Origin of the sequence: Starkeya sp. ORNL1 (assembly GCF_012971745.1) — a bacterium.
In the GTDB taxonomy this organism is placed as follows: Bacteria; Pseudomonadota; Alphaproteobacteria; order Rhizobiales; family Xanthobacteraceae; genus Ancylobacter.
In genome coordinates this window covers 1,035,797-1,057,045 of sequence record NZ_CP048834.1, presented here as the reverse complement: position 1 = coordinate 1,057,045, position 21,249 = coordinate 1,035,797, and the positions used below count along the sequence as shown (strand labels likewise).

Here is a 21,249-nt window from a genome sequence, read left to right as displayed (position 1 = left end):
GTTCCGCCATCCCGATGTCATGACACCGGAGCGGCTTTGTGAAATATACCCTCGCCACGGCCTCGCCGATCGGCGGACGGCCCATTGCCCGATGCACGTGAAAATGACCATCCTGAAGCAGTTCTTCGCCTATTACGCCCCCTATAAGGGCCTGTTCCTGCTCGACTTCTCCTGCGCGGTGATCTCGGGTCTGCTGGAACTCGGCTTCCCCATGGCGGTGAAGCTGTTCATCGACGAACTGCTGCCCGAGCAGAATTGGAGCCTGATCGCCGCGGCGGCTGCTGCGCTGCTGGTGATCTATGTGCTGAATGCCGGGCTGATGGCGATCGTCACCTATTGGGGGCACATGCTCGGCATCAATATCGAGACCGAGATGCGCCGCCGCAGCTTCGACCATCTGCAGAAGCTGTCCTTCAGTTTCTACGACAACCACAAGACCGGGCATCTCGTCGCCCGCATCACCAAGAATCTGGAGGAGGTGGGCGAGGTCGCCCATCACGGTCCGGAAGACGCCTTCATCGCGGTGATGACCTTCCTCGGCGCCTTCGCCCTGATGTTGACGGTGAACGTGCCGCTGGCGCTCATCACCTTCGCCGTGGTGCCGGTCACCGCCTGGTTCACCAGCCACTATGGCGGACGGATGACGCACAATTTCCGCGCGCTGTTCGCCCGCGTGGGCGACTTCAATGCGCGGCTGGAGGAGAATGTCGGGGGCATGCGCGTGGTGCAGGCGTTCGGCAATGAGGACCATGAGCGCGCGCTGTTCGCCCACGACAATGCGCGCTACCGCGAGACCAAGCTCGCCGCCTATCGCATCATGGCCGCCAATGCCTCGCTGTCCTATCTCGGCATGCGGCTCACGCAGATGGTGGTGATGGTTGCCGGCACTTGGTTCGTCATCCGCGGCGACCTGTCGAATGGCGGCTTCATCGGCTTCCTGCTGCTGGTCGGCGTGTTCTTCCGGCCGATCGAGAAGATCAACGCCATCATCGAGATCTATCCCAAGGGCATTGCCGGCTTCCGCTCCTATCTCGACCTCTTGGCGACCAAGGCCGATATCGCCGACCGCCCGCAGGCGACCGAGATGACCGGGCTGCGCGACGCGATCCGCTACGAGCAGGTGAGCTTCGGCTATGGCGGCGCCGCCTCGCTCGTGCTGCGCGGGCTCGACCTCACCATCCGCGCCGGCGAGACGGTGGCGTTCGTCGGCCCGTCAGGCGCCGGCAAGACCACCATCTGTTCGCTGCTGCCGCGCTTCTACGAGCCGAGCGCCGGGCGCATCAGCATTGACGGCGTGGACATCCGCGACCTGACGCTGGCCTCGCTGCGCGCCCATATCGGCATCGTGCAGCAGGACGTGTTCCTGTTCGCCGGCACGCTGCGCGACAACATCGCCTATGGCCGGCTCGACGCCACCGAGGCCGAGATCGCGGAGGCGGTGCACCGCGCCCGGCTCGACGTCATGGTGGCCGGCCTGCCGGCCGGGCTCGACACCATTGTCGGCGAGCGCGGCGTGAAGCTTTCCGGCGGGCAGAAGCAGCGCGTCGCCATCGCCCGCATCTTCCTCAAGGACCCGCCGATCCTGATACTCGACGAGGCGACCTCGGCGCTCGACACCGAGACCGAACGCGAGATCCAGCAGTCGCTCGCCGCGCTGTCGGAAGGGCGTACCACGCTGGTGATCGCCCACCGCCTCGCCACCATCCGCAATGCCGACCGCATCGTGGTGGTGACCGATGGCGGCATCGCCGAACAGGGTCGCCACGGCGACCTGATCGCCGGCCCCGGCATCTATCGCCGCCTTCACGACACCCAGTTCGCCGGGGCGGACGAAATGGCCACGGAGCGGACATGAGGGTCGAGGCGATCTCCGGGTTCGGGGTCAAGGGACCGGCGGCATTCCTGGTCGAGATCGACGGGCGACGCCTGCTGCTGGACTGCGGCGAGGGCCCGGACAACAAGCGGCGGCCGGACCTCAGCGGGATCGGCACGCTCGACGCCGTGCTCGTCTCCCATGGCCATCTCGACCATATCGCCGCGCTTGATCTCGTCCCGCCCGAAGTGCCGGTGTTCATGACGGCGCTGGTCCATGATCTGGCAGGCGACACGCTGACACGCCCGACGTCGGCGCTGCCGCTGCGCGGCATGGCGGACATCCTCGGCCTTCGGGTGACGACGGGGCGCAACGGGCACGCGCCGGGCGGGGTGTGGCTGCATATTGCCGATGCCGCTGCCAATGAGAGCCTGCTCTATACTGGCGACGTCAGCCGGGAGTCCGCGCTCTACCCGTTCGACATGCCGCCGCCGGCGACGTTGGCGATCGTCGACGCCTCCTATGGCGACTATGACGAGCCGCTCGATATCGGTGCGGCAAAGCTCGTCGCCATGGCAGGCGAGGGGCCGTTGTTGCTGCCGGCGCCGGCCGATGGGCGCGGGCTGGAGATGGCGGTGGTGCTGGCCCGCTCCGGCGCACATGTACGGCTCTGCCCGGCGCATCGGCACATCGCGGAAGCCGTGATTGCTGCCGAGGACGAGGTGCTGACGGCCCACGGCCGCGCCGCGCTCGCCGGCATGCTGTCGAATGCCGGTCCGCTCGACGCCGGAGCGGCGCCGGAAGGCGTGATGATCGTCGCCAAGCCGGCCCTCGGCAGCGGTCTCGGCCGCGAGCTCGCCGTGAAATGGCGCGACGAGCCTAGCGTGCGCATCGCCTTCACCGGCCATGTCGGCAGCGGCACCCTCGCGGCGGAACTGGTCGGCGAGGGCCGCGCCTCTTTCGTGCGCTGGAACGTGCACCCACCACTGTCGGACCTCAAAGCCGTCATCGCTGCCATTGCCGCGGTGGAGGTGCTGCCGGCCTTCCTCGACCGCACCAAGCTGCCCGCGCTTTACGCCGCGCTGCCGCAGGCGCGCTTCGCGACGTCGGGCGTGATGGCGAGTGTGCCCGAAAGTGCCCCAAGGTAAGACAACGCTTCGGAATCGCGACTGTCGTCGAACTGTCATGAAGCGTTGCTAACCGACGGCGGCGCAGTCACGTTCGACCGCTTTCCCTCGGCTTTTCCGGTTCGGCCATGCCATCCCCTTCAGCTCGCGAAGGCGCGCCCGCGGTCGAGATCGCCGGCCTTTCCCAGAGCTACGGTACGGCGACCATTCTCGACGGCATCGATCTTGTGCTGCCGGCCGGCCACGTGCTGGCGCTGCTCGGTCCCTCCGGCTGTGGCAAGACCACGCTGTTACGGCTGGCCGCCGGCCTCGCGGCGCCGACCAAGGGCACCATTCACCTCGCCGGCGCGCCGGTCGCCGACGCGGCGAAGGGATTGTTCGTGCCACCCGAGCGGCGCGGGCTCGGCATGGTGTTCCAGGATTACGCGCTGTGGCCGCATCTCAGCGTCGGCGCCAACGTCTCCTTCCCGCTCGAAATGCGGAAGGTGCCGCGCAGCGAGCGCGAGACGCGGGTGCGCACCGCGCTGGAGCGCGTCGGGCTCGGCGGCTTCGAGGCGCGGGCCATTTCGAGCCTTTCCGGCGGCCAGCAGCAGCGCGTCGCCATCGCGCGCGCCATCGTCGCCGAGCCGAGCCTGGTGCTGTTCGACGAGCCGCTGTCGAACCTCGACCGCGAATTGCGCGAGGAACTGGCGAGCGAACTCGCCGCGCTGCTGCGCCGGCTGAAGCTCACCGCGATCTATGTCACTCACGACCAGAGCGAAGCCTTCGCCTTGGCGGACACTGTCGCCGTCATGCGTGGCGGGCGCATCGTGCAGCGCGCCGCGCCTGAGGAGATCGTCGAGCGCCCCGCCGATCCCGCGGTGTCTGACCAGCTCAATCTCGGTCCGACGGTGGAGGTCGAGCGCCGCACCGAGGGCTGGTGGCTGACCGCGATCGGCCAGCGGCTCACGGATGCCGGGCAGGGGCCGCGCGAGGCTGGCCGGGCCAGCGTGCTGCTCGCCCGCAACGCCCTGCATGTAGCGAACGGCGCGGATGCGGTTTTGACCGGAGTTGTCATCGGCTCGCAGTTCCGCGGTGACCATCATCTGCTCACCGTCCAGCTCGGCGCGGGCGATACCCCGGCGCCGACCGTGGTCAGGCTCGCCAATCGGGAGCGCGGCACGATCGGCGCGCGCATCGGACTTTCCGTCGACGCCACGCGGCTGTGCTGGTTTGCCGACACCGCCGCGACGGGCCTTCCGCTTTCATCCAAGGAGACCATCCATGTCTAGGAGCATTGCCATGCGCAGGACCATTGCCGTCGCGGCACTCGCCGCGAGCCTTGCCTTTAGCGGCGCCGCCCGCGCCGACATCACGGTTTATTCGGCCGGCCCGGCCAATCTGATCGAGGCGTTGGCCAGCGGCTTCACCAAGTCGACCGGCATCAAGGCCAATGTCTTCCAGGGCACCACCGGCCAGGTGATGGGCCGCATCGAGGCCGAAGCGTCGAACCCGGTGGTCGACGTGCTGATCTCCGCCTCGTGGGATACCGCGACCGATTTCGACAAGCGCGGCTGGCTGGTCGCCTATGAGAGCCCGAACGCCAAGACCGTGCCGGACGCCTACAAGACCAGGACCGCTGTGGCACAGGGCATCTCGGCGCTCGCCATCGCCTGGAACCCGAAGAGCGGCACGCCGAAGCCGGCGGAATGGACCGACCTCGCCAAGGCCGACTACAAGGACCTGGTGGTGCTGCCGGACCCGACGCAGTCCGGCGCCTCCTTCGAACTGGTCGCCGCCGAGCAGGCGCGCAATGGCTGGAAGCTGTTCGAGGATCTGAAGGCGAATGGCGCGGTGATCGGCGGCGCCAATGCCGCCGCGCTCAACCCGGTGCTGCAGGGCGCCAAGGCCGCGGTGTTCGGCGGCGTCGACTATCTGGCCTTCGCCGCCGCCAAGAAGGGCGAGTCGCTGGAAGTTATCTTCCCGGCTTCCGGCACCATCGTCGCGCCGCGCCCGATGATGATCCTCAACTGGTCGAAGCAGCAGGACGACGCCAGGAAGTTCATCGACTATGTGCTGTCCGATGAGGGCCAGGCTGCCGTGGCCAAGGTGTTCCTGATCCCGGCGCGCACCGACATCGCCGCCGGCCGCCCGCTGATCAAGGACATCAAGGTCATCACCATCGACGCCGCCGCGGTCTATCCGAAGCGCGACGAGACGCTGGCCCGGTTCGCCAAGACCTTCGGCCACTGAGATGCGCTCAGGCCAGCAGACCGCAGACCAGCAGACCGCTGGACCTGCGGTCTGGTTCGGCATGGCGGGCCTTCTCATCCTCGTCGCCGTGCCGATCGCCTTCGTCATCCTGCAGGCCGTGTTCCCCGAGCTCGGCCGCGGGTCCTTCGCGCGACCATTCGGTCAGGTCGCCGCCGTACTGGGCGACCCCGCCTTGCTGCGCCTGACCCGCAACACGCTGCTGCTCGGCGTCTGCGTGGTGGCGCTCGCAGCCATCATCGCCGTGCCGCTCGGCTTCCTGCGCGCACTCTATGCGGTGCCGCTGGCCCCGCTGTGGGATGTGCTGTTCCTGGTGCCGTTCATGGTGCCGCCTTACATCGCGACGCTCGGCTGGATCATGACGCTGCAGCCGCGGGGCTATCTGGCTCAGCTCACCAGCCTGCATGCCGGGCCGTTCCTGTTCTCCTTTGCCGGCCTCGTCTTCGTGATGGCGCTGAACCTGTTCCCCGCCATCTATTTTGCGGTTTCCCGTACCGCGGTCGCCATCGGCTCGCGCTATGCCGATGTCGGCCGGGTGTGCGGGGCGGGGCCATGGACCGCCTTCCGCCGCATCACCCTGCCGCTGGCGACGCCGGCGCTGGTGGCAAGCGCGCTCCTGGTGTTCGCGTTGACCATCGAGGAATACGGCACGCCCGCCGCGCTCGGCCGGCAGTCCGGCTATCTGGTGCTGGTCACCGCGATCGAGACCCGCACCGCCGACTGGCCGGTGGACCTGCCGGGCGCCGCGATCCTGTCGCTGATATTGGTGCTGCTGTCGGTCGGGGCCTTCGCGCTGCAATTGAAGATCCTTGCCGGGCGCTCCTTCGAGACCACCGGCGGCAAGCCGCAGGCCTTCGTTCCGGCGCCGCTCGGCGCGATGGCGCTGCCGGTGCTGATCGGCTTCACGCTCATAGCGCTGCTCGCGACCGGCGTGCCGCTGTTCGCCATCCTCGCCACGGCGCTGTCGCGCACCATCTCCGGCGGGCTCAGTCCCGGGAATCTCGGCTTCGAGAATTTCGAAGCCCTGCTGAGCCTCGAGAGCGGCGGCCTGCGTGCGCTCGGCAACAGCCTGGCGCTCGGCCTTGCCACCGCACTGCTCACCGGCTTCATCGGTGCGATGGTCGCCTACGCGGTGGTGAAGACGCGGTTCCGGGGCAAGGCGGTGTTCGATGCGCTCAGCATGCTGCCGAATGCGCTGCCCGGCGTGGTGGTCGCGGTCGGCCTGATCCTGGCGTGGAACCGGCCGCTGCCGCTCTCGCCCTACAACACGCCGTTCATCCTGCTGCTGGCCTATTCCTGCATCCTGCTGCCCTATCCGATCCGCTATGCCAATGCGGCGCTCCGGCAGATCAACGACAATCTGGAGGCGGCGGCGCGGGTCTCCGGCGCCTCGTCGTTGACCAGCCTCCGGCGCATCGTGCTGCCGCTGATCTGGCCGAGCCTGCTCTCCGCGATGCTGCTGGTGTTCGCCGTCGCCTCGCGCGAGCTGGTGGCCTCGGTGCTGGTCGCCCCGGTGGGGATGATGACGGTCGCGACCTTCATCTGGCGGCAGTTCGAGCAGGGCTCGATTGGCCTCGGCATGGCAATGAGCACCATCGCGCTCATCGTCACGCTGAGCGTACCACTCGCCATCACCGCGCTGACACGCGGCATGGGCGGGATCGCGCGATAGGGTTCTTGAACCCGAACTACGTCATCCTGAGGTGCCGCGAAGCGGCCTCGAAGGATACCCGTCCCCGAGGACCGTCTTCTGCCTGAGCATCCTTCGAGGCTCGCCTTGCTCGCACCTCAGGATGACGTCGTATCAGGAAGCGAACGCCTCGCGCTCCTTGAGCAGCGTGTCGAGGATCGCCTGCTGCTCGGCGATGCGGTCGGCGTTGCGGGCTTCGTCCTCCGCGCCGGAATAGGCGGCGGCCTGTTCGGTCAGGTCGCTGATGTTCTGGCGGACGGCGGCGATGCGCTGATCCAGTTCGATGAGAGTTGCGGCATCGACCATCTGAGAAGCACTCCTGTTGCCGGCTATTTCCGCTTCAGCCGCGCGCACACTGCCCGCGGCGAAGCACCTGCCTCAACATAGCAATAGTCGAGCGTGTTGTTGTTGACGAGTTCGAACGAATAGACGCCTTCCTCGTCGGCGCCGGCCATCAGCCGGCCACCCGGCGTGAAGGCACCCCAGAGCGGCTCGTCGACATCGCCGCTGGGGTTGGCGCGCTTGAGATGGCCCATGAAGGTGAGACCCTTCTGCTCGGTGATGACCAGCGTCGCCTCGCCATCGCGCCAGCCCTCGACCTTCGCCACCCGCTCGCGATGGCCGGTCCAGGTGCCGACCAGCGACACCGCATCTTTTGCCTGTGCGACCGAAACAAGCCCGGCGACCGCAGCCACGCCGATGATGATGCCCTTCATGACGCCCTCCCTTGTTGGCGGGCGAATGCTAGCCGCGGTCGGCGGCAAGCGAAGGTAATTTCCCATCATCTGTTAGCGTCACCGTTAATGACGGGTCCTTCAGTCCGGCAGTGCCTCCACGACCGCCGCGAGCTGCTCGGCGAAGGCGGAGATCTGCTCGATGCGCGCCTTCATCTCCGTCGCGGTGCCGGCTTCCTCGAGGTCGGGGAAGGTCGGCGTCGGGACCGCCGCCTGCGAGGCAAACGGGGCAACGGATTGCAGCAGGGCGACGATGGTGCCGGAAGCGGCAAGGGCGGTGTTGAACGGCTCGATCTGCGCGCTGCGAAGCGCCAATTTGCCGGCAGCCGGCAAACGCTTAGCCGGCAGGTTCTTGATCGGCATGACCTCGGCCGGCAGCAGCGTGATGAGCTCCCCCTGTAGCTCGCGGGTCATCACCAGGGCGAGTGTGTAGACGTCCTTCACGAATGGCAGCCCGCCGGCCGGAACGCCGGCATTCAGCAGCGGCGCGATTGCGGCGAGAGAAGCTTTCGCGTGCTGTCGGGCGGTGGGCAGCCGCGAGGGATCATCGAGCGCGTCCACCACCGCGCCGAAATCCTGCAGGACGGCGCCGATCCGGGTCATCCAGCCGAAGGCCGCGCCATAGGAGGCGACCTGGCTCGCGAGATCGCGATAGGCCGGCCATGTCGGGCTGTCCATCAGGGAAGGCGAGGGCGCCAGGATCTCGCCGGTCGGCAGCCTTACAGTTAGGGTCTCGGCCATAAGGCGATGGTGTCCTGCGGTGCTGGTTGGAGGCGTCTCATTTGGAACTGAGCGCCCCGCTATAGCATCATCGCATGAGACCGGCGGTGCGAAGTGCGTCTTCGATCACCTTTCGTATCTTTGCCGATTGCGACGAGGTGGCATGGCCCGCCATCGACGTGAAAGCCTGCGGCGCGATTTCCGGCGTGTTTTCCGCATGTGACGGCTGTAGGGCCGCCTCGGCCCCAACATCATCAGCCACCAGCGCGCCGGCATCCGCTATCCCCCAGAAACGGGCGATCTGGAGCGTCGAGGAGATGCCGGCTTCCAGCATATAGGGGGCTGCCTCGCCATAATGGTGTTGGCCGCGCGTATCGAGCGGGACGCCATGGCCCATGCCGGCGATGCTGTATTCCTCGATGAGCTCTCGCCCCCGCCGATCGCGCCAGACACGGCGGGACTGGCCCTGGGCCGTCGTCACCTGCGGCGTAACACCATCCAGCCCGTGGATGCCCTGCCATTGTGCCACGATGGCCTGCGCGTTCACGGGTGTGACGGTGTGGTCGGCCGTGCCCTGCCAGACCGAAATGCGCGGCCAGTGGCCGCTATTGCCGGACGCCTGGCGCAGCAGGCTCCGAAGCGCCGTATCCGATGGCATGCCGAGGCCGCGCATCCGGTCGAACGCTTCCGGGATTGTCGTGGCGACGCCATAGGCGAGGCCGGCAATGATGCCGCCGCCGGCAAAGACCTCGGGATAAGTCGCCAGCATCACCGATGTCATGGCGCCGCCCGCCGACAGGCCGGTGACGAAGACGCGCGTGCGATCCAGCCCTTCGCGGGCGATGATGGTCTCCACCATCTGCCGGATCGAGAGCGCCTCGCCGCTGCCCCGCCGAATGTCGTCCGGCGCGAACCAGTTGAAACAGAGGTTCGGGTTATTGGTGCGCTGCTGCTCCGGATAGAGCACCGCGAAACCTTGCTGGTCGGCGAGCTGCGACCAACCCGAGCCATTGTCATAGTCGCCGGCGGTCTGCGTGCAGCCATGGAGCGCCACGACCAGCGGGGCATTCGGCGGCAGGTTCGCCGGGACGTGGCATCGGGCCCGCAGCGCTCCGGGATTGGAGCCGAAATCCTCCAGGTCGCGCAGCCGATCGGGGCGACGCGATTGCGGAAGCGGCAGCCCGCGAAGGCGAAAGACCGGTCCGCGCCGGATCTCGGAAAACATGTCTTTCATTACGCAACCCTCTGCGGCGAACCGCTGGATTCCGCTGCCGAACAGCTAACTTCCCACATTAACGTTCGTTGCTGCACTGCACAATTTTTTGTTCGATGCACAGCATCACCGACGTTCGAAATGGAAAAGCCAAACGCCGAGGCGGCGGAAATGGGCCGTTTCTATCGTCATGGCCGGGCAAAGCGACTTCCAGTCGCCGTCTCACGAGAGACGTCGAGGCTCGCCCTCGGGCGCGGAGAGGTACGGTGGCGCTTTCGCACGTTCTGCTAGCGTGAGGCGCCGGTCGCCTGATCGATCTCCTCCTCGATCGCGACTTTCCGATCGACGAGTTGCTTCAGGCCATGCTCAAGCGCCTGCCGGTCTTCGGAGGAAGCCGACGCCCCGACTTTCTCCTGGAGCTCATCGATCTCGCGCAACACGGCCTGGAGCTCAGCGTACAATGCGTCGGGATCGACCATGACATCCTCCATCGTGCGGCGGGTTGCGGCGCGCGAATTGTGCCGGCTTTGAGCCGGAGCCGCAATTCTCGCCCACTCATGGTCCCGGCGGAGCCGCGATGATGACGGCTCCGGTCCGATCATCACGACGGCGTGGCCCCGACGCCGAATTCGTCCATCAGCCAGGCTTTGAACTCCCGCGTGGTGCGGGATTGCTGCGTGCGTCCGGGCATGGTGATGAGGTGATAGCCGCGGCCGGTGCGAACGCGCGGCAGCGGCGCCTCGGCCAGCAGGCCCTGCCGCAGCAGGTCGTCGGTGAGCGGACGCCAGCCGAGCGCGATGCCCTGGCCGGCAATCGCCGCCTGCAGCACCAGCATGTAATTGTTGAACGAGAGGCCGGACTGGACCTGCCGGGCGCCGGCCGCGTCCGGCAATCCGCAACCTTCCATATATTCGCCCCAGCTCAGCCACCGGTCGGGATCGGGCCGCTCCAGATGCAACAGCGGCAGCGCGGCGAGATCAACTGCGGAGCGCAGGCGATGCCGGCCGAGAAACCCGGGGCTCGCCACCGGCACCACATCCTCCTCGACGAGCCGCACGGTTTCGTAGCGATGCCAGGAGGCGGCGCCGAATAGGATCGCGAAGTCGGCGAGGGCGCCTTCGAGGTCGGCTGCGCCCTGCGCCGTGATCACCCGCACATCCACATCCGGCAGCCTGTCGCGGAGCTGGGCGAGGCGCGGCATCAGCCAGAAGGCGGCGAAGCCGAAATCGGTCAGCACGGTCAGCTGGCTGCGCCGCCCTATGGCGCGCGCCACTTCGATCGCCGCGGCGATCTCGCTGATGCCGCGGCGGGCCGCCTCGAACAGAAAGCTGCCGGCCTCGGTGGTCGTCACCCCGCGCCACACCCGCTGGAACAACTGGATGCCCAGCTCCGCTTCGAGATCGGCGATCTGGTGGCTCACCGCCGACTGCGTCATGCCGAGCTCACGGGCCGCCATGCTGAAGCTGCCATGGCGCGCCGCCACCTCGAATACGGCGAGGCGATGCAGCGGCACGAGCTGGCGGCTTTCTCGCATGAGTAGATCTCATGGCTCCATGACGAATTCGGACGTTTACGCACCGCGCTGCTGGCCCGAGCCTCGATGATCAAAGGCTTTGCCTCAAGTGACGTCAAGGCCTGGGGTGACGTCAAGATCGGCTGGAGATCGGAATGGGCGGTCGGCGCTTGAACATACTTCTGATCATGGCGGACCAGATGGCGCCGGCGGCCATGCCGACCTATGGCCACGCCTTGACCCGAGCGCCGAACATGGCCGCGCTCGGCAGTGCCGGCGTGGTTTTTGACAATGCCTATTGCAACAGCCCGCTGTGCTCGCCGTCGCGCGCGGCGTTCATGAGCGGACGGATGCCCTCCGCCACGCAGGCCTATGACAATGCCGCCGAATTTCGCGCCGACATCCCGACCTTCGCGCATTATCTGCGGCGGGCCGGCTACCGGACCACACTGTCCGGCAAGATGCATTTCTGCGGGCCCGACCAGTTGCACGGCTTCGAGCAGCGGCTGACCACGGACATCTACCCCGCCGACTATGGCTGGACGCCGGACTGGTCCCGGCCGCAGGAGCGCCCGAGCTGGTATCACAATATGAGCTCGGTGACCGATGCCGGGCTGTGCGTGCGCACCAACCAGCTCGACTATGATGACGAGGTGGTGTTCGCCGCCGAGCGTGCCATCTATGACGCCGCCCGCGGGCGCGATGAGCGGCCGTTCTGCATGGTGGTGTCGCTGACCCACCCGCACGACCCCTTCGCGATTCCCGAACGCTACTGGAATCTCTATCGCGACGAGGAGATCGAACTGCCGAAGGTCGGCCTGGCCGACTGGGCGCCGGATCCGCATTCGCACCGCCTCCGGCACGTCTGCGACATGGACAATGCCGAGATCACCGAAACGCATGTCCGCAACGCCCGCCGCGCCTATTACGGGGCGATATCCTATGTCGACGACAATGTCGGGCGGCTGATGGCGGCTTTGCGGGCAACCAATCTCGCCGACGATACCGTGGTGATCGTCACCAGCGATCATGGCGAGATGCTGGGCGAGCGCGGCTTCTGGTACAAGATGAGCTTCTTCGAGGGTGCTGCGCGGGTGCCGCTGATCGTCCACGCGCCGAAGCACTTCGCGCGGCGCCGTGTCGCGAATGCAGTCTCCCTCGTCGACATGCTGCCCACTCTGGTGGAACTCGCGAATGATGGACGCGCAGGCGACTATGCGGCCCCACTGGATGGGCGCAGCCTGCTGCCGCACCTCGCGGGCGGCGACGGCCATGATGAGGTGATCGGCGAATATCTCGCCGAGGGCGCCATCGCCCCGCTGGTCATGATCCGCCGCGGCCCCTGGAAGTTCGTGCACAGCCCCGCCGATCCGGACCAGCTCTATCATCTCGTGGACGATCCGCTTGAGCTTGCCAACCTCGCGCAGGCGGCGGTTGCGCCCGACGCGCTGGCCAACTTCCGCTCCGAGGCCGCCGGGCGGTGGGATTTCGTGGCGCTCGACCGGGCGGTGCGCGAAAGCCAGCGCCGGCGCCACTTCGTCAACGCCGCGCTCGACATCGGTACCCCCACGCCGTGGGACTACCAGCCGTTCCGCGACGCCAGCACGCAATACATCCGCAACCGCGCCGACCTCGATGATCTCGAGGCCATGGCCCGCTATCCGCGGGTGCGGCCGATCAACACCTGAACCGCATATCAGACTGGACACACGAGGGAGACGGAAATGTCGAAGACGCTGCTACGCCTGCTCTGCATGTCCGCTTTGGTGCTCCCGCTGGGCACGTCTCTGTTCTCCGAGCGCGCCGCAGCCGCGGAGCCGGAAGCCTGCACCACGGTGCGCATGTCCGATCCCGGCTGGACCGACATCACCTCGACCAATGCCGTTGCGGGCGTGCTGCTGGAGGCGCTCGGCTACAAGCAGAAGGTCGAGACGCTGGCGGTTCCGGTCACCTTCGAAGCGCTGAAGAACCGCCAGCTCGACGTGTTCCTCGGCAACTGGATGCCGGCGCAGAAGCGCTTCGTCGAGCCGCTGACCGCGAGCGGCGACATCGTCGTGCTGCATCAGAACCTGGAGCAGATCCGCTTCACTCTGGCGGTGCCGAAATATGTGGCGGATGCCGGCGTCGCCAATTTCGCCGACCTGGCCAAGAACGCCGACAAGTTCGACAAGAAGATCTATGGCATCGAGCCTGGCGCCCCCTCGAACCAGAACATCCAGAAGATGATCACGGCGAAGCAGTTCGGCCTCGACGGCTGGACGCTGGTGGAATCGAGCGAGCAGGGCATGCTCAGCCAGGTGACGCGGGCCGGCAAGCGCAAGGATTGGATCGTGTTCCTCGCCTGGGAGCCGCATCCGATGAACACCAATTTCGACCTCGTCTATCTCTCGGGCGGAGACGAGTATTTCGGTGCCAACTACGGTGCGTCCTCGATCTACACCATCACCCGCAAGGGTTACGCGGCCGATTGCCCGAACGTGGCGAAATTGATGAACCAGCTTACCTTCAACGTGCCGATGGAGAACACCATCATGGGTGGGATCCTGGACAATGGCAGCGACGCCAAGGCCGCGGCGAAGGCCTATCTCAAGAGCAAGCCGGAGCTGATCGTGCCATGGCTTGCCGGCGTGAGCACGCGCGATGGGCAGGACGGGATGACGGCCGTGAAGAAGGCGCTAGGGGTATAAGTCTGCGGCAAGGCTGCCGGCTCGGGATCGCGGTCGTCGATCGCGGTCCCGATTTGTACTGTCGACACCTTGAATGATCCTGAAATATTGCTACGATGTTGTAACAACTTTTAATTGTACGCGCTGTCCAGCCTGGTAGGTCATTCAGGCTGACATAAATATTTTTCTTTCCTTTGCCTCCATGGCGCCTAGATTTGGAGCCGACGGGGGTCGTGTCGTGGCGTTCATCGATATATTCGCCATCATTGTTCTTGTGGTAGCGATCGCTTCAGCGGTCGGCATCTTCATCATACTCGGCATGGCGCCCGGATATGTCGCGCGCAAGCGCGGTCATCCATGGGCCGAGGCAGTATCCGTAGCCGGCTGGATCACCTTGATCTTTGGCTTCGTGCTGTGGCCGCTGGCCTTCATCTGGGCCTATGTCGACGTGCCGGCGCGGCCGGCGACGGGCCGGCAGGAGCCGGTCCCATGATCGTCTTCCTGCTCAATGCGTACATACTGATCCTGGTGATCCTGATCTGGCTCAAGATCGTTCCCAGCAATCTGTTCTGGAAGATTTCCCCCATCCTCGTGCTGCTTGTCCTGCTGGTCGGGCTGTTCATCCCGATGGGGTGGGGGGCGCCGGCAGGTGCTGCCATTATCGGCCGGCAGTCAGTGCAGATCGTGCCCAACGTTGCCGGTGAGGTGACCGAGGTACCGGTCGCGCCGAACACCCCGCTCAAGGCCGGGGATGTCCTCTTCAAGATCGACCCCACGCCCTATCAGGCGCAACTCGGCGCGCTGGAGGCGCAGCTGAAGCTCGCCGAATTGCGGCTCGGGCAGATGACCGAGCTCGCCCGGAAACAGGCTTCCCCCGAATTCAATGTCGAGCAGCGCCAGAGCGAGGTCGACCAGCTGAAAGCCCAGGTCGACGGCGCCAAATGGAACCTCGACAAGACCACGGTACGTGCGCCGTCCGATGGCTACGTCACCAATGTCACGCTGCGCAAGGGCGCCCGGGTGTCGAACCTCACGCTCTCGCCGGTCATGGCCTTCATCGACACCTCCGAGACCGTGACCGTGGTCGAGGTGCCGCAAATCTATGCGCGCTACATCGCGCCGGGGCAGAAGGTCGAGATCACCTTCAAATATCTTCCGGGCGAGGTCTTCACCGGCAGCGTCGAGACCGTGCTGCAGGCGATCGCCAGCGGGCAGGCGGCGCCATCCGGCACCGCGGCCGCGCCGGTGCAGATCAATGCCGCGCCGTTCGTGGTGCGGGTGAAGCTCGACGATCCGAAACTCGGCGAGCGCCTGCCGGCGGGCAGCGCCGGCAGTGCGGCGATCTACACCGACCACGTCAAGGCCAGCCACATCATCCGCCAGGTGGTGCTGCGGCAGGAAGCGATCGTGAACTACGTCGTGCCGTTCTGAGGCTGGAGAGACCGCTGAATTTCCAGTTCACCTGAGAATTCATTCGAGGCAATAGCTGTCGGAGGCAAGGATGGCTGAGAAGTCGAACAATGCTGGTGAAAGCGGTTCCGTGAGCAGGCGTTCGCTGCTGACGGGAACAACCGCACTTGTCGCTGCATCCACAATAAGCGGCACCGCGATTGCCCAAGCCCAAACGCCGGCTCAGACAGCTGCACCGGCCTCAGGTAAAGCTCCGAACATTCTGGTGATTTTCGGCGACGATATCGGCATTTCGCAAATCAGCGCCTACACCATGGGTCTGATGGGCTATCGCACGCCGAACATCGACAGGATTGCCGCTGAAGGCGCCATCTTCACCGATTCCTACGGGCAGCAGAGCTGCACGGCCGGGCGGGCGTCATTCATTCTCGGCCAGGAGCCTTTCCGGACCGGCCTACTTACCATCGGCATGCCCGGCGACCCGCATGGGATTACGGACTGGATGCCGACCATCGCGGACGTGATGAAAACCAAGGGCTACGCCACCGGCCAATTCGGCAAGAACCATCTTGGCGATCAAGACCAGCATTTGCCGACCAATCACGGCTTCGACGAGTTCTTCGGCAATCTCTACCACCTCAATGCGGAGGAAGAGCCGGAGGGCTATTTCTACCCGAAGGATCCGGCCTTCCGAAAGCAGTACGGGCCTCGGGGGGTTATCCATTCCCATGCGGACGGACGGATCGAAGACACCGGGCCGCTCGATACAAAGCGCATGGAGACGATCGACGAGGAATTCCTTGCGGCGGCAAAAGATTTCATTGATCGCCAGAACAAGGCGAGCAAGCCCTTCTTCGTCTGGTTCAACGCCACGCGCATGCACATCTTTACCCACCTCAAGCCGGAGAGCACGGGAAAGACAGGCAAGGGCCTTGAGGCCGATGGCATGGCGGAACACGATGGCCACGTCGGGCAGTTGCTGAAGCAACTCGATGACCTTGGGATCGCGGACGATACCATCGTGCTCTACACGACGGATAACGGCGCAGAACTCGCACTGTGGCCGGATGGGGCGATGACCCCGTTTCATGGCGAAAAGGGCACGACCTGGGAAGGCGGCATGCGCATCCCGATGATGGTGCGCTGGCCGGGCGTGGTGAAGCCGGGCAGCCAGGTCAACGATATCGTTACGCTGATGGACTGGATGCCGACCTTCGCCGCGGCGGCGGGTATCCCTGACTTGGCCGAGAAAATGAAGGCAGGCTTCAACGCGGGAACCAAGACTTTCAAGGTGCATCTTGACGGTTACGATCTGACACCTCTGCTCAAGGGTGGGGCCAAGGTGCCGCCGCGCGATGTCATGTACTACTTCGATCAGGGCGGAAATCTCAATGCTATCCGGTGGAATGACTGGAAGCTGAGTTTCGCGGTGGCAAGTGAAGGCAACATCGCAACGGCTACGCGCGAGACCCCCGGTTGGGCGTTGATCGCGAATCTGCGCATGGACCCGTATGAACGGGCAATGAAGGAAGGTGGCGGCGCTCTTGAATTTCTTGCCCGCAACATGTGGCTGCTCGTGCCCATCCAAGGAAAGATCAAGGAGTTCTTCTCCGACTTCGACCAGTTCCCATTCCAGGAAGGTAGTTCGCTCAATGCAAGTGGCATCAACTACGGCATGTTGCGCCAACAGGCGGCGCTGAAGCGCCTCCAGGAGGTGGAGAGGATGACGCCTGTGCGGTGAGGTCCGGAATGGAAAAGGCAGGCGACACCTCAAAAGAGAGAGGCGTCCGAATGAGAGGGCGTTACGCCGCCGGCGGCGATCACCGCAGTGCCTTTCTAGGTGCGGGTGAAGTTCGCGATCTTCACGTCGCAAGTGCGTGCAGGCGGCCGGAGGAAGTGGGCCGCCATCTACGACGATTACGGCTAGGCTACGTCGTGCCGTTCTGAGGCGTAACAGGGAGGGCGTTATGCGGATTGGAAAGCTATTGGCATCGGCCGCGATCCTATGCGGCGGACTTGCCGGATTGGTAAGCGTCAGTTCGGCGCAGACAGCGCCGCCGGCGCAGACGGCAAAGCCGAACATCCTCGTCATTTTCGGCGATGACGTCGGCTTGACGAATGTCAGCGCCTACTCGATGGGGCTGATGGGGTATCGCACGCCGAATATCGACAGCATTGCGCGCGATGGCATGATCTTCACCGATTACTATGCGGAGCAGAGTTGTACGGCGGGGCGCTCTACCTTCATCACCGGCGAAGCGACGCTGCGCACCGGCCTCTCGAAGGTCGGATTGCCGGGCGCCGATCTCGGCTTGCGAGCGCAGAACATCACAATTGCCGAGGCGCTAAAACCGCTCGGTTACGCCACCGGCCAGTTCGGCAAGAACCATCTCGGCGACAAGGATGAGTTCCTGCCGACGGCGCACGGTTTCGACGAGTTCTTCGGCAACCTTTACCACCTCAATGCCGAAGAGGAGCCGGAGAATCCGGACTATCCGAAGGATCCCGCGTTCCGCAAGAAATACGGCCCGCGCGGCGTCATCAAGTCGAGTGCCGACGGCAAGATCGAGGACACTGGTCCGCTGACCATAAAGCGGATGGAGACCATCGACGACGAGACCACCAACGCCGCGATGGATTTCATGGATCGCCAGGTGAAGGCCGGCAAGCCGTTCTTCACCTGGATGAACACCACCCGCATGCATCTCTACACGCATGTGCGCCCGGAAATGCTCGGCAAGAGCGGCATCTCCGAATATTTCGACGGCATGCTCGAACATGACGGCGACGTCGGCAAGCTGCTGCAGAAGCTGAAGGACCTTGGTGTCGAAAACAACACCATCGTGATCTACAGCACCGACAACGGTCCTCACATGAATTCGTGGCCGGATGGCGCGATGACCCCGTTCCGTGGCGAGAAGAACACAAATTGGGAAGGTGCCTATCGGGTTCCGGCCATGGTGAGATGGCCCGGCCATATCAAGCCGGGCGTGATCTCGACGGAGATTGTCTCCGGCCTCGACTGGTTTCCGACCTTGCTGGCGGCAGCCGGTGATCCGGATGTGACGAAACGATTGCTGGACGGCTGGAGCCTGAACGGTCGGACCTACAAGGTCCATCTCGATGGCTTCAACCAGCTCCCTTTGCTGACCGGCCAGACCGACAAATCGGCGCGTGACAGCTTCTTCTACTTCAATGACGACAATCAGCTGGTCGCCGTCCGCTACCAGAACTGGAAGTTCAATTTCTGCGAGCAACGCGTGGAGGGCACGCTGCGGGTCTGGCAGGCACAGTTCGATTGTGGACGCCTGCCAACCATCATCAATCTCCGTATGGACCCGTTCGAGCGGGCACCGATCACCTCCAACACCTATTGGGACTGGTCGCTGCGCCATTCCTTCCTGGTGGTGCCGGTGCAGGCGCTGGTGGCGCAGTTCCTTTCGACCTTCAAGGACTACCCACCGGCGCAGAAGCCGGCGAGTTTCTCGATCGACCAGATCACCGAACAGATGATGCGGCAGCTTCCGAACTAGGATGTCCTCGCAATGAAGCGAGCGGCGGGGCGATTCGCCCTGCCGCTCCATCCGCCACCGCGTGACTTCGGGGATCTGCTCGAGCCGGGAGTGCCCGGTTGCCTGGCGCGGATGCGGCCTCGCAAATGCATCTATGGGAGCGGCCACATGAAGAAGATGATCGCGGCGACTATCTTCTTGTCATTCACGGCATTCGGCGCCCTGGCGCAGGCGTCCTCATCCGACGATCTCGCCCGCCGCATGATCGAGCGCCGCGGCGTCGAGGCGATGATCTGGGGCATGCCGGCGGTGAATGCCGACCTGATGCTGCAGGAAGCCTTGAGCAAGACCACTGCCAAGCCGAACGATGTCGTCTTCTGGTCGCGTCCGGCTGACTGGAAGAACCAGACGCTGACGCCCAATCCCGACGCGATCTACTTCATGTCCTTCTGGAACGTGAAGGACGGCCCGATCGTGATCGATATCCCGCCTGCGGTCGGCGGCTCGATTGCCGGCAATATTGTCAATGTCTGGCAGATGCCGCTCGAGGATGCCGGCCCTGAAGGCGCCGACAAGGGCAAGGGCGGCAAGTACCTGATCCTGCCGCCGGGCTACACCGGCAAGGTGCCGAAGGGCTATATCGCCCTGCCGTCGGACACCTTCAGCGGCTTCGCGCTGATGCGCTCGAACCTCAAGAGCCACAGCGACGAGGACATTGCGAAGTCGGTCGCCTATGGCAAGCAGATCAAGGTCTATCCGCTGGCCAAGGCGGCCAGTCCGCCGCCGACCAATTTCGTCGATGCGTCGGGCACGCTGTTCGACACGACGATCAAGTACGATGCGAGCTTCTACCGCAATCTCGACCGCATCGTGCAGAGCGAGCCCTGGTTGCCGCGCGACCGCGCCATGATCGATCAGCTGAAGACGATCGGCATCGAGAAAGGCAAGCCCTACAATCCAGATGCCAAGACCGAAGAGGCGCTGAACGCCGCCGCGCGTGAGGCCCATGCCTGGCTCTCGGATCAATATGATCAGGGCTTCCCGGTGATGAATGCCGGGATTCGCTGGTTTCCGGCGGCCCGGGCCGATTTCGCGAAGAGTGTGCAGAACGGCTATGCCGACAACGACATCTATATGGTCGACGTACGCGGCGTGAGCTACACGCTCGGCTTTACCGGCATCAAGCGGCTCGGCACCGCGCAATTCTATCTGCTGACCAGCAAGGACAAGGACGGCAATCCGTTCGACGGTGCCGGCACCTATCGCCTCACCGTGCCGCCGAACGCGCCGGTCAAGCAATACTGGTCCGCTACCGTCTATGACCGCGACACCCACGCGCTGGTGCGCAACATGCACCGCGCCAGCGTCGCCTCCATCTCCGCGGGCGTCGAGAAGAACCCGGACGGCTCGGTCGACGTCTATTTCGGGCCGAAGGCACCGGCCGGCAAGGAGGCGAACTGGGTGCCGACCGATCCGAACCGCGAGTTCGAGCTCATGTTCCGGCTCTATGGGCCGGAGAAACCACTGTTCGACAAGAGCTGGAAACTGCCCGACGTGGAGAAGGTGGCGGCGGCCGCGTCCACAGGCGGGGCAGGCGGCGCGTCGCCGGTCGCGACAGTCCCGGTCACGGCCGATAATTTCGCGCGCGCCGAGAGCGACCTGTATTTCTCGAACCTCGTGAAGCAGGGCGGTCTCGGCAAACTCTCCCATCGTCGCGAGCCGGCCTCGATCGATCATCAGGACGTGGTCCGGCTCAACCGGGACACGCTCTACACAAGTGCGGTGTTCGATCTCGACGCCGGCCCGGTCACCATTTCCCTTCCCGATCCGGGCACACGCTTCCTGTCACTCCAGATCATCGATGAAGACCAGTACACCCATTCGGTGAGCTATGGGGCTGGCGAGCACACGCTGAGCAAGGACCAGATCGGCACGCGCTACGTGGTCGCCGGCATCCGCATCCTCGTCGACCCCAACGACGCAAAGGACGTCGCCGCCGTCCACGCCTTGCAGGACGCGATAAAGGTCAGTCAGCCGGGAGGACCGGGAAGCTTCGAGGTCCCGAACTGGGATCCGGTCAGCCAGAAGAAGGTTCGCGACGCGTTGCGGGCGCTTGCTTCCACGCTTCCGGACACCAAGCACATGTTTGGTCGGAAGGAAGACGTCGACCCCGTGCGCCGCCTCCTTGGGTCAGCATCCGCCTGGGGCGGAAATCCCGAGACGGAGGCCCTGTATCTCAACGTGGTGCCTGCGAAGAATGACGGCAACACGATCTACAGGCTTGCCGTAAGGGACGTTCCGGTCGACGCATTCTGGTCGATCAGCCTCTATAACGCCCAGGGATACTACCAGAAGAACGATCTGAACGCGTACAACATCAACAACATAACGGCTGCCAAGGATTCGGACGGGAGCGTGGTGGTTCAGTTCGGCGGCTGCGATGGAAAGGTGCCGAACTGCCTGCCGGTCATGCCGGGCTGGAATTACATGGTTCGGCTCTATCGGCCACGTGCCGAGGTGCTGGACGGAACATGGAAATTCCCGACTGCGAAGGAGATGTGACTAGCCGGTAGCCGATCATTCTGAGGGGGCAACCATGCG

The 21,249-nt window shown here is 64.9% G+C and carries 18 protein-coding genes; 12 read left to right on the top strand and 6 right to left on the bottom strand.

Annotation, left to right across the window (positions count from 1 at the left end; genetic code table 11):
- The first annotated feature begins 109 nt into the window (after positions 1–109).
- The 5 genes from G3545_RS05220 to G3545_RS05200 all read left to right on the top strand — a co-directional run bounded on the left by G3545_RS05220 (position 110) and on the right by G3545_RS05200 (position 6,862).
- Complete coding sequence (locus tag G3545_RS05220; protein WP_206151441.1) at positions 110–1,855, top strand: ABC transporter ATP-binding protein; 1,746 nt, start codon at positions 110–112, stop codon at positions 1,853–1,855.
- Positions 1,852–2,961, top strand: coding sequence for an MBL fold metallo-hydrolase (locus G3545_RS05215; RefSeq protein WP_170010482.1), 1,110 nt, complete (start codon positions 1,852–1,854; stop codon positions 2,959–2,961). The genes G3545_RS05220 and G3545_RS05215 overlap by 4 nt, the downstream gene beginning before the upstream one ends.
- 107 nt (positions 2,962–3,068) lie before the next feature.
- Positions 3,069–4,211, top strand: a complete 1,143-nt coding sequence (locus G3545_RS05210; protein ID WP_170010480.1) for an ABC transporter ATP-binding protein — start codon at positions 3,069–3,071, stop codon at positions 4,209–4,211.
- A gap of 10 nt (positions 4,212–4,221) precedes the next feature.
- A complete protein-coding gene (locus G3545_RS05205) occupies positions 4,222–5,172 on the top strand; it encodes an ABC transporter substrate-binding protein (RefSeq protein WP_170010478.1) in 951 nt (316 codons plus the stop codon).
- Between the two features lies 1 nt (position 5,173).
- Complete coding sequence (locus tag G3545_RS05200) at positions 5,174–6,862, top strand: iron ABC transporter permease (protein ID WP_170010476.1); 1,689 nt, start codon at positions 5,174–5,176, stop codon at positions 6,860–6,862.
- Between the two features lie 132 nt (positions 6,863–6,994).
- Here G3545_RS05200 and G3545_RS05195 read toward each other — a convergent pair whose 3' ends face one another.
- The 6 genes from G3545_RS05195 to G3545_RS05170 form a co-directional block, all read right to left on the bottom strand.
- Entirely contained in the window at positions 6,995–7,186 is a 192-nt protein-coding gene (locus G3545_RS05195; RefSeq protein ID WP_170010474.1) for a hypothetical protein, read from the bottom strand.
- 23 nt (positions 7,187–7,209) lie between these two features.
- Positions 7,210–7,596 (bottom strand): hypothetical protein, encoded by a 387-nt coding sequence (locus tag G3545_RS05190; RefSeq protein WP_170010472.1) that lies wholly within the window; start codon positions 7,594–7,596, stop codon positions 7,210–7,212.
- Positions 7,597–7,695: 99 nt separating this feature from the next.
- Positions 7,696–8,355 (bottom strand): hypothetical protein, encoded by a 660-nt coding sequence (locus G3545_RS05185; RefSeq protein ID WP_170010470.1) that lies wholly within the window; start codon positions 8,353–8,355, stop codon positions 7,696–7,698.
- Between the two features lie 67 nt (positions 8,356–8,422).
- On the bottom strand, positions 8,423–9,568 hold the full coding sequence (locus tag G3545_RS05180; RefSeq protein ID WP_170010468.1) for a PHB depolymerase family esterase: 1,146 nt from the start codon (positions 9,566–9,568) through the stop codon (positions 8,423–8,425).
- Between the two features lie 266 nt (positions 9,569–9,834).
- On the bottom strand, positions 9,835–10,026 hold the full coding sequence (locus G3545_RS05175; protein WP_170010466.1) for a hypothetical protein: 192 nt from the start codon (positions 10,024–10,026) through the stop codon (positions 9,835–9,837).
- A 122-nt stretch (positions 10,027–10,148) separates the two neighbouring features.
- Positions 10,149–11,081 (bottom strand): LysR substrate-binding domain-containing protein, encoded by a 933-nt coding sequence (locus G3545_RS05170; RefSeq protein ID WP_170010464.1) that lies wholly within the window; start codon positions 11,079–11,081, stop codon positions 10,149–10,151.
- A 149-nt stretch (positions 11,082–11,230) separates the two neighbouring features.
- Here G3545_RS05170 and betC point away from each other — a divergent pair, with 149 nt between their 5' ends.
- The 7 genes from betC (at position 11,231) to G3545_RS29975 (ending at position 21,210) form a co-directional block, all read left to right on the top strand.
- The gene (gene betC, locus G3545_RS05165) at positions 11,231–12,748 is read left to right on the top strand and encodes a choline-sulfatase (RefSeq protein WP_246702698.1); all 1,518 of its coding nucleotides are present in this window, start codon (positions 11,231–11,233) and stop codon (positions 12,746–12,748) included.
- Positions 12,749–12,784: 36 nt separating this feature from the next.
- Positions 12,785–13,747: a choline ABC transporter substrate-binding protein gene (gene choX, locus G3545_RS05160; RefSeq protein WP_206151380.1), complete on the top strand. Its 963-nt coding sequence runs from the start codon at positions 12,785–12,787 to the stop codon at positions 13,745–13,747.
- Between the two features lie 217 nt (positions 13,748–13,964).
- Complete coding sequence (locus G3545_RS05155; RefSeq protein ID WP_170010459.1) at positions 13,965–14,219, top strand: DUF3302 domain-containing protein; 255 nt, start codon at positions 13,965–13,967, stop codon at positions 14,217–14,219.
- Entirely contained in the window at positions 14,216–15,157 is a 942-nt protein-coding gene (locus tag G3545_RS05150) for an efflux RND transporter periplasmic adaptor subunit (protein WP_170010457.1), read from the top strand. The genes G3545_RS05155 and G3545_RS05150 overlap by 4 nt, the downstream gene beginning before the upstream one ends.
- Before the next feature lie 70 nt (positions 15,158–15,227).
- Entirely contained in the window at positions 15,228–16,877 is a 1,650-nt protein-coding gene (locus G3545_RS05145) for an arylsulfatase (RefSeq protein WP_170010455.1), read from the top strand.
- Positions 16,878–17,103: 226 nt separating this feature from the next.
- Complete coding sequence (locus G3545_RS05140; RefSeq protein ID WP_170010453.1) at positions 17,104–18,669, top strand: arylsulfatase; 1,566 nt, start codon at positions 17,104–17,106, stop codon at positions 18,667–18,669.
- Positions 18,670–18,816: 147 nt separating this feature from the next.
- Positions 18,817–21,210 carry a DUF1214 domain-containing protein gene (locus G3545_RS29975; protein ID WP_348644632.1) on the top strand — a complete coding sequence of 798 codons (2,394 nt, stop codon included), beginning with the start codon at positions 18,817–18,819 and terminating at the stop codon, positions 21,208–21,210.
- The last annotated feature ends 39 nt before the right edge of the window (positions 21,211–21,249 follow it).